Source organism: Ruegeria sp. AO1, from assembly GCF_056535985.1.
Map to the genome: position 1 here is coordinate 864,358 of NZ_JBQFJC010000002.1, position 16,155 is coordinate 880,512.

Annotated in this window: 12 protein-coding genes; 7 read left to right on the top strand and 5 right to left on the bottom strand. The window is 59.6% G+C overall.

What is annotated here, in order from left to right:
* Positions 1 to 8 precede the first annotated feature (8 nt).
* On the top strand, positions 9 to 3,329 hold the full coding sequence (locus tag ACR3FB_RS21990; protein WP_480565445.1) for an adenylate/guanylate cyclase domain-containing protein: 3,321 nt from the start codon (positions 9 to 11) through the stop codon (positions 3,327 to 3,329).
* Here the strand turns inward: ACR3FB_RS21990 and ACR3FB_RS21995 are convergent.
* A complete protein-coding gene (locus ACR3FB_RS21995) occupies positions 3,326 to 5,761 on the bottom strand; it encodes a GcvT family protein (protein ID WP_480565447.1) in 2,436 nt (811 codons plus the stop codon). The genes ACR3FB_RS21990 and ACR3FB_RS21995 overlap by 4 nt on opposite strands.
* Positions 5,762 to 5,955: 194 nt before the next feature.
* Between ACR3FB_RS21995 and ACR3FB_RS22000 the strand changes: the two genes are divergently transcribed.
* Positions 5,956 to 7,476 carry a trimethylamine methyltransferase family protein gene (locus ACR3FB_RS22000; protein ID WP_480565449.1) on the top strand — a complete coding sequence of 507 codons (1,521 nt, stop codon included), beginning with the start codon at positions 5,956 to 5,958 and terminating at the stop codon, positions 7,474 to 7,476.
* Here ACR3FB_RS22000 and ACR3FB_RS22005 read toward each other — a convergent pair whose 3' ends face one another.
* The gene (locus tag ACR3FB_RS22005) at positions 7,477 to 8,451 is read right to left on the bottom strand and encodes a LysR family transcriptional regulator (RefSeq protein WP_480565451.1); all 975 of its coding nucleotides are present in this window, start codon (positions 8,449 to 8,451) and stop codon (positions 7,477 to 7,479) included.
* A gap of 202 nt (positions 8,452 to 8,653) precedes the next feature.
* On the opposite strand from ACR3FB_RS22005, the gene ACR3FB_RS22010 reads away from it, so the two are divergent.
* From ACR3FB_RS22010 to ACR3FB_RS22030, 5 genes are read left to right on the top strand one after another with little or no spacing between them, the layout of a single operon-like run.
* The gene (locus tag ACR3FB_RS22010) at positions 8,654 to 8,800 is read left to right on the top strand and encodes a hypothetical protein (RefSeq protein WP_480566898.1); all 147 of its coding nucleotides are present in this window, start codon (positions 8,654 to 8,656) and stop codon (positions 8,798 to 8,800) included.
* Positions 8,793 to 9,407 (top strand): CDP-alcohol phosphatidyltransferase family protein, encoded by a 615-nt coding sequence (locus ACR3FB_RS22015; RefSeq protein ID WP_480565455.1) that lies wholly within the window; start codon positions 8,793 to 8,795, stop codon positions 9,405 to 9,407. Before ACR3FB_RS22010 ends, ACR3FB_RS22015 begins: the two co-directional genes overlap by 8 nt.
* Before the next feature lie 15 nt (positions 9,408 to 9,422).
* Entirely contained in the window at positions 9,423 to 10,619 is a 1,197-nt protein-coding gene (locus tag ACR3FB_RS22020; protein WP_480565457.1) for an ABC transporter substrate-binding protein, read from the top strand.
* Positions 10,609 to 12,321 carry an ABC transporter permease gene (locus ACR3FB_RS22025; protein WP_480565459.1) on the top strand — a complete coding sequence of 571 codons (1,713 nt, stop codon included), beginning with the start codon at positions 10,609 to 10,611 and terminating at the stop codon, positions 12,319 to 12,321. Before ACR3FB_RS22020 ends, ACR3FB_RS22025 begins: the two co-directional genes overlap by 11 nt.
* Positions 12,317 to 12,949: an ATP-binding cassette domain-containing protein gene (locus ACR3FB_RS22030; protein ID WP_480565746.1), complete on the top strand. Its 633-nt coding sequence runs from the start codon at positions 12,317 to 12,319 to the stop codon at positions 12,947 to 12,949. Before ACR3FB_RS22025 ends, ACR3FB_RS22030 begins: the two co-directional genes overlap by 5 nt.
* A 28-nt stretch (positions 12,950 to 12,977) precedes the next feature.
* On the opposite strand, the gene ACR3FB_RS22035 is transcribed toward ACR3FB_RS22030, so the two are convergent.
* The 3 genes from ACR3FB_RS22035 to ACR3FB_RS22045 are packed head-to-tail and all read right to left on the bottom strand — an operon-like array spanning position 12,978 to position 16,106.
* A complete protein-coding gene (locus ACR3FB_RS22035; protein ID WP_170640340.1) occupies positions 12,978 to 14,375 on the bottom strand; it encodes a Dyp-type peroxidase in 1,398 nt (465 codons plus the stop codon).
* Positions 14,372 to 15,088: a hypothetical protein gene (locus ACR3FB_RS22040; RefSeq protein WP_170376913.1), complete on the bottom strand. Its 717-nt coding sequence runs from the start codon at positions 15,086 to 15,088 to the stop codon at positions 14,372 to 14,374. The genes ACR3FB_RS22035 and ACR3FB_RS22040 overlap by 4 nt, the downstream gene beginning before the upstream one ends.
* 4 nt (positions 15,089 to 15,092) lie before the next feature.
* A complete protein-coding gene (locus tag ACR3FB_RS22045) occupies positions 15,093 to 16,106 on the bottom strand; it encodes a catalase (protein ID WP_480565461.1) in 1,014 nt (337 codons plus the stop codon).
* Positions 16,107 to 16,155 lie beyond the last annotated feature (49 nt).

Below are 16,155 nucleotides of genomic sequence, written 5' to 3' on the forward strand. Positions count from 1 at the left end.
GGGACGGTATGGCCGAAATCGAACGTTGGCTGAACAAGCACGGACTGGCGAAATACGCCAGCGCCTTCGCCGACAATGAGATTGAGCTGGGCGACCTGACAGAGCTGACCGACGAAGACCTCGTGACCATTGGCCTGCCTCTGGGACCTCGGCGGCGGTTCATGAAGGCGGTACGCGCAACCACTGACGGCAACGCCCGGCCGCATAACACGGCGCTGGGCGCGTCGATTGTGGCCGAACGCCGTCAGCTGACGGTTATGTTCATTGACCTTGTCGGCTCTACCGAGATTTCGCAGCGGGTCGATCCCGAAGATCTGGCCGAGGTTCTGCGGCTGTTCAAGGAGACCTGCGCGGCGTCCGTTGCTGATTTCGATGGTCAGATTGCAAGCTATTACGGCGACGGGATCATGGTGTTCTTCGGGTTCCCGTTGGCCCATGAAGAAGACCCCGAGCGCGCCATTCGCGCAGGCTTGCGTATCATCCGGGAAGTGCCCGAAATCCGCACTCACGCGAAACTTCAGGTGCGTATCGGGATCGCCACCGGTCTGGTCGTGGTTGGAGATTTGCGCGGTGAGAAGATGTTCGAAGACGGCACCGCGATGGGTGAGACACCCAATCTGGCCGCCCGTCTTCAGGCGATGGCGGAACCCGGCACCATGATCGTGTCGCCTCGGACCCATCAACTGGCGGGTGGCGCCTTCGATTATGTGCTGCAAGGGTCCTTCAAGTTGAAAGGGTTCACGAAAGAAGTTGAGGCGTGGCAGGTGACCGGCGCGCGCGACACGGACAGCCGTTTCAGACGTGTTGAGGGGGCCGCCCTCGGCCCTCTGATCGGCCGCATCACGGAATATGAGACGCTCAGCGACAAGTGGAAGCTGGCCCGTGAGGGCGAAGGTCAAATCGTTCTGGTCTCCGGTGAGCCGGGGATCGGGAAATCGCGCCTGATCGAGGAGTTGCGGCAGAAAGCCCCCCAAGGCGCGCATGAGCAAATTCGGCTGCAGTGTTCTCCGTACCATTTTGCCAGCTCGTTTTATCCGATCATTCGGCGGCTTCACCATGCTGCCGACCTGAGGTCTGAAGACTCGGATGAGGCAAAGCTGGAGAAGATATCATCGGTTTTGAAAAACCCTTCAGATCAGGTTCTGCGATTGGCGGCGTCGCTATTGTCGATCCCGTTTGAGGATCGTCTGGGGCCGCTGACCCTGACGCCGCAACAGATCATGGATCAGACGCACGAGATGTTGTTGGAGCATTTGCTGGCCGATGCGTCGGAAAAGCCGATTTTGCTGTTGTTTGAAGACGCGCATTGGCTCGACCCGACGACAAAGGCGCTGATGGATCGGCTGGTGGACCGTCTTAGGGATCTTCCGGTGATGGTCGTGATGACCTTCCGGCCGGAATTTGACCCGGGTTGGGCGTTGCAATCGAACCTGACCAAAGTGGTCCTAAGGCAGCTTGATTTTCAGGATGTTAAGCGCATCGCAAATGAGGTCGCGCAAGGGCAGGACATCCCCGACGCCATGTACGAACTGGTGGCGGCCCGATCCGATGGTGTGCCGCTTTACGTGGAAGAGGTGACGAAGGATCTACTGGAATCCGGCGATATGCCGGATGCTCCAATTGCCCGCGCCAGCGGAGGGGCCTCTGCTGCAAGCTCGGTTCCCAGTGCGCTGCATGATGCGTTGATGGCACGTTTGGATCGCTTGAGCTCGGCCAAGGAAGTGGCGCAGATCGGGGCTGTGATCGGGCCTCAATTCTCGTACCCGTTGATCTCGAAAGTGTCGCGTTTTAGCGATACTGTGCTGCGGTCAGGCTTGGACCTGTTGGTTGAGGCTGGCATCGTCACGACCTCGGGCGATGACGCGCTCCAGATCTTCAGCTATCGCCACGCCCTGATCCGGGACACCGCCTATAACAGTCTTTTGAAAACCGAACGCCGGGTTCTGCACGAACGGGTTGCCAAGACGCTGGACCAGAAAACCTCGGCGGTCGAGGATGCAGGCCCCGAAGTCCTGGCTCATCACTATACCCTTGCTGGGATGGTGGATGAGGCGATCGACTGTCGCTATCTGGCCGGTCAGCGCGCCGTCAAACGCTCGGCCAATACCGAGGCGAATACGCAGCTGTCCCTGGCGCTTGATCTGCTGGGCGACCAGGCGACCAGTACTGAGCGTGACAAGCGAGAGATCGAGATTCAGACCCTGCGCGCAGGGGTGCTACGCTCAACGGCTGGTATCGCCGCGGATGAGACCGGTTCGACCTATGCCCGGATACGGGACTTGTGCGAACGCATGGATGAGACAGAGAACCTGTTCCCGGTCCTCAACGGCCTCTATTCCTTTCACTTAGTTCGGGGTGAGTATGATTTGGCACGGGTCGTGGCGCGGCAACTTCTGGACTTGGCGGAAACATCAGGCGAAACGCAACATCAGATGGTGGCCCATCGGGCGATGGGCGCGGTGCTGTTTCATATCGGAGAACTAGACCCCGCCCACGCGCATCTCGAACAGGCGCTGGCGCTGTACCGCCCCGAACGCGATGCGCATCTGGCCTATGTCTATGGATCCGACCACGCGGCGATAACCTCTTGCTTCCTGAGCCTCGCCACCTGGATGCGTGGTGAGCCGGACAAGGCGCTGGAAATACAGACTCAGGCGGTTGAGGCTGCCCGCGAGCTTGAACATGCCCATAGCGTGGCGCAGGCTCTGACTTACCTGTGCATGCTGCATCTTCTGCGCCGCGATCCGGTCGCTGTAACCCGCGAGATGGAGCAACTAGAAGAGCTGTCGAACAAGCACGCGTTCACCTTCATGACCCTGACAGCCAATGTCTGGAGAAGCTGGGTCAAGGCCTACGAATCCCCTGGTCCGGACACCATCAAAGACCTCAATAGGGCGACGAATGCATGGTGGGCCAGCGGAGCGGGAAATCACAAACCGTTCTTCATGACATTGATTGCCGAAGTCACGCTTGCCATGGGCGACCGCGAAGGTGCTTTGGCCGCTTTGGCGGAAGCGCGTGAACATCAGCGATTGACCAACGAGGGGTGGGCACAGGCAGAAACCGACCGGGTTTATGCGCTGGCGAAATCCTCGACCGGTCCCGCCGAGGCGGAATTCCGGCAGGCTCTGTCCCGCGCACAGGACCAGAAGGCGCGGATGTTTGCCCTCCATACGGCCATAGATTTCGCCCGAACCTGCGAGGGGTTTCACTGCGCGGAGATTGCAAAAACAGAGCTTCAAGCGGCGGCCGAGGCGATTTCGGGCGGGGACCAAGCGGTTGAGATGCGCCTTGCGCGCGAACTGTTGGCCGGGGTTGAAACGGCCTAGGCGCGCATCCGTACGTGTTCAGGATCATAGGGTGAGGCAGGGATGACCCGCGCGTCGACCAAATCACCATACATGTCGATCTGAACACTGGCCCCTTCGCCCGCCAGAGCGGGATCAATGAACGCGTAGGCGAGGTTCTGCCCGACCCGATGACCCCAATCGCCCGAGGTGACGGTGCCAACCACAGTGTCGCCATGCATCAACGAAGCCCCGCCATGGGCGGGTGCGTGGGTTGCGTCGATCTGCAGCGTCACGAGTTGCTTGCGTTTGCCGCTGGCGCGGCGTTCCAACAGGGCCTCCTTGCCGATGAACTCACCTTTGTTCAGGTTTACGAACCGATCCAAGCCGGTCTCATATGGGTCGAATTCCGTGAGGATGTCGGATTTCCAATGCAGAAAACCCTTTTCCATCCGCATGGATTCCACCGCGCGCGCGCCAAACAGCTTCATGTCATGGGCCTCGCCCGCCGCGCGCAAGGCAAGAAAGGCCGCGTAGAGTGAGGCGTTGGGGACGTGGATTTCATAGGCCAACTCGCCCGAGAAGCTGACACCCATGACCGTGGCCGGAGCGAACCCGACGAAACATTCGCGCACGGACAGCCAGGGGAAGGCCTCTTTCGACCAGTCGCCGCGCGCGCAGGAGGACAGGACATCGCGGGCCTTGGGGCCAGCCAGAACCAGAATGGTCTGGTCATTGGTCAAGGAGCGGATCTGAACATCCTCATCCTTGCGATTGTGCTGGATCAGCCAATCCATGTCGTGATATTCGCTGGCCGCAGCCGAGCCGTACCACACCCGCTCTGGCCCTCGATCCGAGGCCGGCAGGTTTGCCACGGTCGCTTCGGCCTTGACCATGCCGTGGTCGTTCAGAAGATAACCCAGACCCACGCGGCCGTCGCGCTTGGTGACCGTGCCGCAGAACATACGATCGAGGAAACTGTGGCGATCGGTGCCGGTGATCTCGAACCGGTTGAAGCCGTTGACTTCGCACAGGCCAACATTTTCCTGCACGTTCTTCACGTCTTCGGCGACGATTTCGAACGCCTCATCGAAGTTGAAGGTGAGTGTGGGGTGAAAATCGGGCGATGGCTTTATGTAGTCCATCCGCTCCCACCCGTTCACGACGGTAAACTCGACCCCTTCTGCCGCCAAGATGGGCGTCAGCGGGGTTGTCTTGGCCGGTCGTCCGGCGGGGCGATGTTCATGCGGGAAGTGGAACCGGAATTCGTTCTGATAGTCTTCGATAGCCTTCAGTGAGGTCAATTCCACATTCGTATGCCCGGTGAACCGGCGCGGATCGAGGCACCATGTGTCATAGCACGCCTCACCATGCACGATCTGTTGCGCCAGCAGCCAGCCATGGCCGCCACCTTCGCCAAGGCCCGCGCGCAGGCCGATGATGCAGAAGGCGTTGCGTTTACCGGGGATCGGCCCGACCAGAGGCGCCCCGTCGATGGTGTAGGTGATTGGTCCGTTCACTATGGACCGAATGCCAGTTTCTTCCAATGCTGGCATCCGCTCAAACGCGCCGGCCAGAACGTCCATGACGCGTTCCAGATCGTCGGGGCAGAGGGCGTTTACAAAGTTCGGGTCTATCCCGTCCATGCCCCAGGTTTTGCAGCCCTGTTCATAGAACCCGACCAGCAGCCCGCCCTTTTCCTGCCGGCAATAATAATCGCTGATTGGGCAGCGCAGCAGCGGCATCCGGTGACCGGCTTCGGCAATACCAGGGATATCCTCGGTCAGGAAATACTGATGCTCCATCGAGGCGACGGGATGGTGAACCCCCATCATCGCGCCCACTTCATTCACGCGGTAGCCACAGGCATTGACGACGATGTCACAATCAATGTCGCCCTGTTCGGTATGCACGGTCCAAGTGTCATCCTTGTGCTGGGTCAGCGCGGTGACCGGGGTATTGCGATACACCTCAGCCCCGGCTTTGCGGGAATGATAGGCCAGCGCCTGACACAGCTGGGCCGGGTCGATGTCACCGTCAAGAGGGTCCCACAATCCACCCAACAAGTTGGTGGTTGAAATCAGAGGGTGGCGGCGGGCGCATTCCTCGGCGTCGATTACCTCAAAATGCACCCCCATCCCACGCGCCATTGAGGCGAAGTGGCGATAACCCTGCATCTGCGCCTCGGTATTGGCCAGTCTTATGCCGCCATCTGCGTGATGGTAGTTGATCGGATATTCGGGGTTCTCGGAGAGTTCTTTGTACAGATTGATCGAATGCGTCTTCAGCCCGACCATGGTCTGGTTCATGCCGAAATTCGTCACCTGCGCCGCCGAGTGCCACGTGGTACCGCTGGTAAGCTCGTTCCGCTCGACCAGAACCACGTCGCTCCAGCCTTCCTGTGTTAGGTGGTAGAGCGTCGAGCATCCGGCAATGCCGCCGCCGATGACAACAACTTTGGTACGGGATTTCATGACGGTTGAGCCTCCGGAGTTCGCTTGCCCTGCATACGAAGTCCGTTTGTCACCATGTGCAATTGTAGAGTGACATAATGAGACATTATCAAAATTAGAAATCTATTTCTTCGAAGTAAAAGAGATGATCTTGCGCCACGGGCAACAATTCCTCTTGCTTGATGTCACGAACGCCCTGTTTCAAAGGACTGGGAATGGCTGGACAGCGTAGCAAGCGAGGTGGACGCAAAGGGCGTCTGGCACAACGAGCAGCCAAGCCCGCGTTTGATCCATGCCCGCCCGGTCAGATCGGCGGGACGTACAAGCCGCTCAGCGAAGCCGACCTGCGCCGCATCTATGACACTGCCCTCGATTTGCTTGAGAAACTGGGTATCGGTGAGGTGCCGGAGAGACTGCGCAACGATCTGTTGGCCGTGGGTGCCGTGGACAACGGTAGAGGACGCGTTCTTTTCCCGCCTGAGCTCGTCGAAGAGGCGATTGATCAAGCCGCGAAGACCTTCACCTTACATGGCCGCGACGCCAAGAGGTCGATCGAGGTTGGTGGCAACAAAGTGTATTTCGGAACCGGTGGGGCCGCGGTGCAGACGCTTGATATAGAAAGCGCGCTCTATCGGCCGTCGACCCTGAAGGACCTGCATGACTTTACGCGGCTACAGGACACGCTGGCCAATATCAGCTGGTTCACACGTTGTTGCGTGGCGACCGATGTGCCGGACAATTACGATCTGGATGTGAACACGGTTTTCGCGCTGCTAAAGAACACCACCAAACCGACGGCGACGTCGTTCACGCTGGCCGAATATGTCGCTCCGATAGTCGAGATGCTGGACATTGCCGCAGGAGGGCCCGGAGAATTTGCCAAACGCCCGTTCATGAAGGCGCATATCAGCCCGATGATATCGCCCATGCGCTATGGCGAAGATGCGGTGGATGTCACTTACGCATGCATCAAAAACAACATTCCGATCTCGTGCATCACGGCGGCACAAGCTGGTGCAACGGCGCCTGCGACCTTGGCGGGGTTTCTGGCGCAATCTCTGGCGGAAACCTTGGCGGCCCTATTGATGGTCCACGCAATCCAGCCTGGTTTTCCGATGGTGTTTTCGAACTGGCCTTTGGTCATCGACCTGCGCACCGGGGCATTTTCCGGCGGCAGCGGAGAGACCGCGGTGTTGAATGCCGCGTCGGCGCAGCTGTCCAATTGGCTTGGTTTGCCCTCGGGAGTGGCCTGTTCAATGACCGACGCCAAGGCCATAGACGCACAATATGGGATGGAGAAAGGCATTACCTCTATGGCTGCGGCTTTGGCGGGTGGGAACTTGATCTACGAAAGCTCGGGCATGACCGCATCATTGTTGGGGGCCAGTTTCGAGGCGTTCGTGCTAGATGATGAGATGCATTCGAATACCTATCGCGCCTTGCGCGGGGTCGAGGTAACGGACGAGAACCTCGGGTTCGACGCGATTTGTGATGCCGTTCTGGGGGATGGGCACTTTTTGGGTGGCCAACACACTCATGCGGCGATGGAGCGGGACTACTTCTACCCCACACTTGCTGACCGAGCAGAGCCGCGCACATGGGCCGAAAATGGCGCTCAAGATGCATGGGGTAGGGCAAAGGCCCGCGCGGATGAGATTCTTCGCGACCACAAGCCTTCTTACCTGACGCCCGAGCAGGAGGAGGCCATCCGGTCTCGGTTCAATATTCTGATCTGATCATTCCACCAGTTTGAAGCTATCCGCCAGCCACGGTGATTTCTCGTATTGCGCAGTCAAAGCGTGATCTCGGATCAGCGCACGCAGCTTGCCGTCAATCAGGTCCAACACGGACCGCGAACAATCGGGTGTAGAGACAATCGCAAGCGTGCGCGCAAAGCTTTTGCCCGGAAATTTGTGCATGCTGAGATTTGGGTGAAACCTTTTGGCACGCGAGAACAGCAAAGGGGTAGTGATGGTCCAGCCTGCACCTGCGGCGACCATCGCCATCAAGGTCTGGTTGTTGCTGCATTCGAAATTTGACTGCGGTGAAAGGCCCAGCCGCCGTATTTGGGACTCGATCTGACGGGCGATGATCAAATTGCCGGAAAATCGCAAGAACGGAAGTTTGGTGCGCCCTTCGACAACGTCGGAAAGGGATTTCTCGCTAAACCGAGGGAGGACCACCACAAACGGGTCTCGCAATAACGGGCGATCCTGTAGGTCCCGCAGCCGATCCTCTGGGGTGGTCGTGATCCCCAGATCAAGATGCCGGTTGCGCAGCATCTCGACAATCGCGTGGCTGGAATCGGTATGGTACATGAAATCACAGGTCGGCATATGGCCCGAAAGAAAGACGGCGAGCTCTGGGATAATATCGCTGTCGAAATCCTCGATCGTGCCAATCCTGAGGTAACTCGCCTCGGAAATATTTCCGGCAGATGCTTCGGCCTTGGCTTTGCGGATGGCATAGAGCGCATCGCTGATATTGCGCAGAAAAACCTGCCCTTTGGGCGTCAGAACCATCGGCCTGCGCGAGTGGTTGAACAGCTCGACCCCAAGGTGGTCTTCGAGATTGCGCATGTGATGCGAGACGGTGCTGATGGTCAGGCCAGTTTCCTCGGCAGCGGCCTGAAGCGATCCTGTCTGGGCGCAGATCTGAAACAACTCCAAGCCTTTTAGGTTCAGGTCCTTGTTGGCGTTAGGGCGGGGCATGTTTCCTCGGCACGAACTAGGCGTGAATTAGCTACAATGATTTGAAATTATTGTTGGTAAATTATCAAATCAACGAAAAGCCGCACCTACTAACCGGAACGCCACAATCTTCTCGTGTTGCAGATGACACAACAGCGTGAAGATGCGGTATTCCTTTTTTCTTTCACAGCTGTGTTCTTTAATCGTACGCAAAGAAAACAGCGTGACCCTGTGGACGCTGTGCAAACAGGCAACGAGGCAACTCAGGTTGAAAATTGGTTTTCTCTTCTTGGTTCAGCAACTCGCCGCGACCTGTGAAAACAGCGGTGCCGTGACCGTTGCCGACAGCCCTGAGGCTAACCATGCTTGATGCCCGCATCCGCCCACTGATCGATCCGCCGCTGAACGCGATTGGGCGGGGGTTGGCGGCGCGTGGTGTCTCGGCTGATCTTGTTACTCTGGTGGGTCTGGGGTTCGGCCTGATGGCGGCTGGCGGGATCGTTCTAGGTTTGCAGGTTCTGGCCGTCCTGTTCATCCTGTTGTCGCGTCTGGCGGATGGTCTGGATGGGGCAATCGCGCGCGCTGGGCGTAAGACCGACTTTGGCGGCTATCTCGATATCACCTGTGACTTTCTGTTCTACGGCGCGATTCCAATGGCGTTTGTCTGGGCGGACCCGTCGGCAAATGCCCTGGCCGGAGCGTGGTTGCTGGTCAGCTTCTACTTCAACGGCGCGACCTTCCTGGGCTATGCGATCCTCGCCGAAAAACGCGGGTTTGAGACGCAGAAACACGGTGCAAAGTCGCTCTACTTCACTGGTGGCCTTCTGGAAGGCACTGAAACCATTGCCTTCTTTATCGCAATTTGCCTGCTGCCCAACTGGTTCAGCCCGATGGCATGGGCGTTTGGCACGGTTTGCTTTGTCACCGCCATTTCGCGCATCCTGTTGGCGCGGCAGGTCTTCACTCACTCGGAATAAACGCAAGGAAAACCCATGAAACATCTATTTGCTGCCCTCTGCGCGGCGCTGGCCGGAACAGCATGGGCTGAACCTGATCCCGCAAACTGGCAGGACGTTCTGGATGAGGCCAATGGCCAGACCGTCTATTGGAACGCATGGGGTGGTTCGACCACGATCAATGACTTCATCGAATGGGTCGGAACCCGCGTCGAAGAGGAACATGGCGTCAAGCTTGAGCATGTGAAACTGACCGATACCGCTGACGCGGTCAGCCGGGTGATTGCCGAGAAGTCCGCCGGTCAGGACACGGACGGTGCGATTGATCTTATCTGGATCAACGGAGCCAATTTCAGTGCCATGAAAGAGGCCGATCTTTTGTTCGGCCCCTTTGCTGAGGCTCTGCCCAATTGGCGGTTCGTAGATGTGGACGGCAAGACCGTAACCACAGATTTCACCGTCCCGACCGAAGGATTCGAAAGCCCTTGGGCCATGGCGCAGGTCGTGTTCATCTATGATAGCGAGGTACTGCCTGAGCCTCCCATATCCGCCGAGGCAATTCGCGAATGGGCGGCGGCGAACCCGGGTCGGTTCACGTTCCCTCAGCCCCCTGACTTTCTGGGAACGACGTTCCTGAAACAGATGCTGATCGAATTGGTCGACGACCCGACCATCCTGCAGCAGCCTGCCGGTGACGACTATGCGCAGGTGACGGCGCCGCTGTGGGACTGGCTGCAGGATGTTACGCCCGACCTCTGGCGCGCAGGTCGGGCCTATCCGCAAACCGGGCCGAGCCAGCTGCAACTGATCAATGATGGAGAGGTCGACATGGCGATCAGCTTCTCTCCGGGTGAGGCGACAGCGGCCATTGCCAACCAACAGCTGCCGGAAAGCGCACGGACTTTCGTTCTGGAGGATGGAACGCTGGGCAATGCCAGTTTTGTGGCGATCCCTTACAATGCCTCGGCCAAGGCGGGTGCCATGGTCGTTGCTGATTTCCTGATGAGCCCTGAGGCGCAACTGCGCGGGCAAGACCCGGACGTATTGGGTTTTAGCACCGTGCTGGACATGGCCGCTCTGCCCGCTGACGATCGCGCCGGGTTCGAGGCGTTGGAGCTGGGCGTGGCAACCTTGTCGCCCGCCGAGCTTGGCCAAGCCTTGCCCGAGCCGCATCCAAGTTGGATGACCCGGATCGAAGCGGATTGGGCCGAGCGTTACGGCGTTGGCAACTGACCTCAGCCCCGGCAAACGATGGGGGCTGGCACCGACGCTGACCATGGCGTTGCTGCTGGGTCCCATCGCAGCCGGGCTTTTGGGAACGATCCTACCCGCATTCGGAGGTATGCGTCCGGACGGGCAAAACGGGTTCTCATTTGATCCATGGACGCACCTCTGGTCCGAGCCCGGCGTGGGTCAGGCCCTCTGGCTGTCGTTCAAAACCGGTTTCCTTTCAACGTTTGGCGCGCTGATCGGGTGTTTTCTAATGATCGCAGGTTGGCAGGGTACACGCGCGTTTTCGCGGCTCGAGGCGCTGCTGTCGCCTCTTTTGTCTGTACCCCATGCGGCGGCCGCGCTAGGGCTGGCGTTCCTGATTGCGCCGTCTGGCTGGATTGCGCGCCTGATCTCGCCTGGTCTGACGGGATGGACCCGCCCGCCGGACGTGTTGATCCTGCAAGACCCCGGCGGGTGGTCTTTGATTGCTGGGCTGATGACTAAAGAACTGCCATTTCTGCTGCTGATGTCGCTGGCCGCGCTGCCTCAGATCAAATCGGCCGAGCGGATGCGCGTGACGCAAGTGCTGGGCTACGGCAGGGTCCGAGGGTGGTTTCTGGCCGTGATGCCCGCGCTTTATGCGCAGATCCGGCTGCCCATCTATGCGGTCCTGGCCTATGCGATGTCGAATGTGGATGTCGCGATGGTTCTGGGGCCGTCGCGCCCGCAGACGCTGTCCATGTTCATCCTGCGCTGGATGACGGATCCTGATCTTGCTTTGCGCGCGCCCGCTGCTGCGGCTGCCTTGGTTCAGTTGGGGCTGGTGGCCGCAGCCATCATGGTCTGGCGAGGTGGTGAAAGGGCCGTGGCCGCGCTGATCAACCGTGGTGTGGAAAGCGGAACGCGCGGCATGGGCTTGCGCGACACCGCCCTTAGAACCCTTGGCCTCGTGGTGTCACTCACGGCGGGGATCGCGGTGTTCGGCGGGCTGATCGGCCAACTTTTCTGGTCTTTCGCCGGGCGTTGGAGGTTTCCCGACGCGCTACCGAGCAGCTTCAGTCTGATTTCCTGGGAGCGCCACGGCCCGGACGCAGTAGAGGTCACCTTGGTCACTTTGGCGCTGGCGTTTGCCACCGCAATTATCGCTTTGGTTCTGGTGATCGGCTGCCTGAACGCAGAACTCCGCACCCGGCGCAAGATGAACAAGACGGGTATGGTGATCCTTTACCTGCCACTCATCCTGCCTCAGATCGCTTTCCTGCCGGGCCTGCAGATTCTGATGATCCAGATCGGAGCGGCGCAGGGCATCCTTCCCGTGGTCCTGACCCACTTGGTCTTCGTTCTGCCCTATGTGTTTCTGGCATTGGCCGGCCCTTACCGCGCGCTCGACCGCCGCTATGCCACGATTGGCGCCGCCATGGGGCTGGGACCGGTTAGAGTGCTCTGGCGCATCCGACTGCCAATGTTGCTGGCTCCGATCTTGACCGCGCTTGCGGTGGGGATGGCGGTGTCAGTCGGCCAATATCTGGCCACTCTTCTGGCCTCGGGCGGGCGGCTGAACACGTTGACGACCGAGGCTCTGGCCCTGTTTTCAGGCGGTGATCGCCGTGCGATAGGGGTCTGGACCATCGCGCTGGCGTTCACGGCATGGCTGCCATTCCTGCTGGCCTTGATGATCCCCAGAATTGTCTATCGCAACAAAAGCGGACTGCGCCATGATTGAAAACGGCCTCTTTTTGGATCAGCTTTCGATCTCTCACGCCGATGGCAGAGGGCTGGCGCAGCTATCGGCTGACATTGCGCCCGGAGAGGTTCTGAGCCTGATGGGGCCGTCCGGGGTTGGGAAATCCACAATTCTTGCGGCAATCACCGGAACTTTGTCGCCTGCCTTTCGTCTTGAAGGGCGCATAGCGTTGAACGGGCGGGTTCTGAATGCCCTGCCGCCTCAAAAGCGGCGCGTTGGGATCCTGTTTCAGGACCATCTGTTGTTTCCACACCTGTCTGTTGGTCAGAATGTCGGCTTTGGCCTGCCGCCCCGTACCCCGGACCGGGCCGCGCGCATTCAGGCCGCCCTGTCCGAGATCGGGCTGGACGGGTTTGAAGCCCGCGACCCCGCGACCCTGTCCGGAGGCCAGCGCGCCCGAGTGGCTCTGATGCGGATGCTTCTGGCGGAGCCCGACGCCCTGCTTTTGGATGAGCCTTTCTCGCGCCTCGATGTTGGTCTAAGGGACAGAATGCGGGACCTCGTCTTTACCCGAGCTCGCGCGGCGCGGCTGCCGGTTTTGTTGGTGACGCATGACATCGCCGATGCCGAGGCCGCAGGAGGCAGGGTTGTGACTCTGCCTGAATAGCGGTGTTGGTCGAGATGATCAGCTTTGCCTAGTTCGTCAACCCGGACAGGTACTTGATCGCCGTCAGGCTCGGCAGGAACGTGTACGCGCCACCGCGAGTATGGATCAGTCGGGGAAAGCCGTGCAGTCGGATCGTGCCCCCATCGGGCAGGCTGAGGTCGAACCAGCTGGTTTCCGGCGTGTTCGCCCCCAGCAGAGGATCATTGGCACCCGTGATCGTCGGGTCGTGCAGGCCGAGGTTGATCCAGTCGCACATCACCGCTTCGAACTGTGCGCCGATATTGGCGCCGATGAAGCTGCCCAGCAGGCCGCGCTCAGCCGTGTCGGGGTTTTGGGGGTCGAAATCCGGGCCGTAAGACATGCCGCGCCGTACCAGTCGTCGCGTGTAATTGGCGATCCGTTGCACGATCCGACCGCCGCGCGGGTTGCCTCGTCGCAGATGCGACCCGGCGGGACAGCGGGAATGGGCGTTGTAGTTGAAATTGGTCAGTGAGACTTCATGCTCGGGCCATTGCGCGTCTGGTGACAGCTCGTATGGAACGCCGTTTCGCCAGCGCCCGCACATCTGGGCCGCGACGACCTCGCGAAGGGCACCGTGGATGTCCAAGCCTTCGCCGATGCGATCCAGATTTTTCGGATCGACGAGTTTGTCGCGATCCGGGTGGCCCATCAACTCATCGGCGGCTTTGTCCAGATAGGCCTCGAAGCCAGCTGCATCCTGCGCCAGAACTCGGAACGCATTAAACGACCCGTTGAAACCAAGCGCATTGGGCGAGGGGACGCGGAACACCACGCCCTCTTGCCGTGTGGGATAGCCCAGCAGGGCGGTGCCCAGCGGGTCAATCGGTTCGTCGACACCGGCTTGTTCGGGGTCATAGACCTGCTCGAACCGGGGCTGGGAAATACCGTCAACATAGCCGAAAAACACCTTGCTATCGGCCAGATTGCGGCCGTCGCGTTTGCCCAGAATGGTGAAGGCCGCGCCAACCTGTTTCTCGACCAGGTCGAGGTGGTCCTGGACGTCGGAATAGACCGACGCCATGATGTGAACCCGATCAGGCTGATCAAATGGAGCAGGCCAGTGATCCGGCGCGCTGGTGCCGAAATCGCCCAGTTTCATCGCGCGTTTCGTCATCCCTTGCACGAATTCGCTGGGGAAGGTTTTCAGATGCTCGGGCGCGGTGCCAAGGGCACGCAGCCCGGCATAGGTGAGGCCGATGTTGAAACAGAAGGGCGGTTTAACCTCCCACAACACCCCTCGGGTGATTTCGGGGACCGCGTCACTGCCGCCATCGACGGCGGTTGCCAGAAACTGACGGGCCGCGGTGCGGTCGGTGACTTCAAGAAACAGATGGCGCACCAGATCGCGGCGATAACCGCGCAGGATGTTGCCCTGAATGTCGGCGAGATCGAGTTTTGCAGTCACCAGCCTTGTCCAAATTTTTGTCGCACTTGCGCGGCGGAAACGCCCGGATAGGCGCGATAACCGCCCCCCAGCGACAGGTTAGGGTTCGCGTAGAGTTGCAGAACAAACGCACGCGGAAGGGTTTCCAGCCGATGCGGCGGCTGGTTCGGCGGCAGCCCTTTGGCCTCATCCTGAAGGCCGAACAGGTCGGTCGGGAAATCGGGGGCCTGAAACAGGTCGTGTTCATGGACCCAGTCGATGAACTCTTCGACGTTGTGCTCGGTCGGGATCAGGTGTTCCGCCCCGTCCACAAGCGAGATGACGTCGTTGAACACACTGCCGATGGTGGTGATGAAATCCCGAATGTAGTTGCTGAAATCGCCGTCATAGACGGAGATCATGCAGATCTTGTCGTCGATCAGCAGAAACCGGGCGAAATGCACCGTTCCGACATTGTCGAGCCCTGCAAATATCTCTTCGACATTTTGCGCGATGGCCAGTGCAGCATGGGCACGTCCAGCGGGCGAGGGGTCTTTCAGCGGCATGATCAGGTTCATCATGCGCTGCACGTTCTCGCTGGGTTGTGGCGAGGGGCGCGGGCCACCGGGCAGTTTCGGCTTGGGGTCGCGCCAGTGCCAATAGGGCACAACGATGTAGCGTGACAGGAACTTGAACCATCCCCGATCCGGCAAGGTATTGACGTAGCGATTGAACCAGCTGTTCTGACGAGTCATGACCTTACCCCTTCGAGAACGGGCAAGGGGACCCGCCGCGCCAAGCGCTTGAGATTTTGTACGAGTCGATGCGCATTTTCAGCACCGGGTCATCCGAGGCCTCGATCCCGGGGGTCAGCAAACCAGGATTGAAGCTGAGCTTCTCGGCCTGTTCTATCTGGTCCTTAGGCACAGCGTTCAGCGTCAGAACGCCCATCATGATCCGCTTGCGATGGGGTGGCCAGGGGCGCGAGGAGTTGTTGAAATCGTCTCCGACCTCACCGATTGTCATCATCAGAGAGAACCGCGCGGGTTCCTTGGCGAGACGCTCTCTAAGTTCGGCCTGCAAATAGTCATCCACCGGTGTCTCATCCGGGTCGGTGTTCAGCACACCTGCGATGGGTTGCCACGAAAACCGCACCCAGCGGCGCACGCCTTCGGCTCCGGTCACGATGAAAGTATGGCAGGCGTGATAGGCCGCCCGCGCGTAGCTTGTCGGCGCGCCGATCTGGGCGGCCTGCAATACACCAAGCTGAGAATAGGCGTTTCGGTCGGCAAACCCGATGGCACCTTCGTCCGGGCTGATCGTCTCGCCCGGATAGGGGTCGCGTTCAGGCAGCATCAGCTGAAGGTAGCTCCAGATTTTCTGCCAGGGGGTCTGACCGTTGTAGAGCTTGGGCTTGGCGGCCTCGGCGAAATCCAGAAACGTCTCGGGGGTCGGGGTGAAGAACTCGGGCAGGTTCATCGCGATCAGGTCGGTATCAGAACCATCAGACAAGTGAAACCGAACCGCCAGCCCCCGGACATCGGACCAGCCGTCATGCACCACAGCGCAGCCCGATCCGTTCGAAAACCGAACAATCACATCCGTCTTTTCTGTGGTGAAGTGATCCGCTGCGCAGAAATTCCGGGCGATGGGCGTGGGCTTGAAATAGCCGGTCGCGCTGATCCCGATTGTGTGAACGGGGCGCAGGGCCAGATCACCATCAGGACGATGCAGAACTTCTACCAGCTTCTCGGCAAGGCCGGGATCGCTCATGACTTGACCACCTGTTAACTGAAGTTACCCCAAAAATGTGGCGTTAACC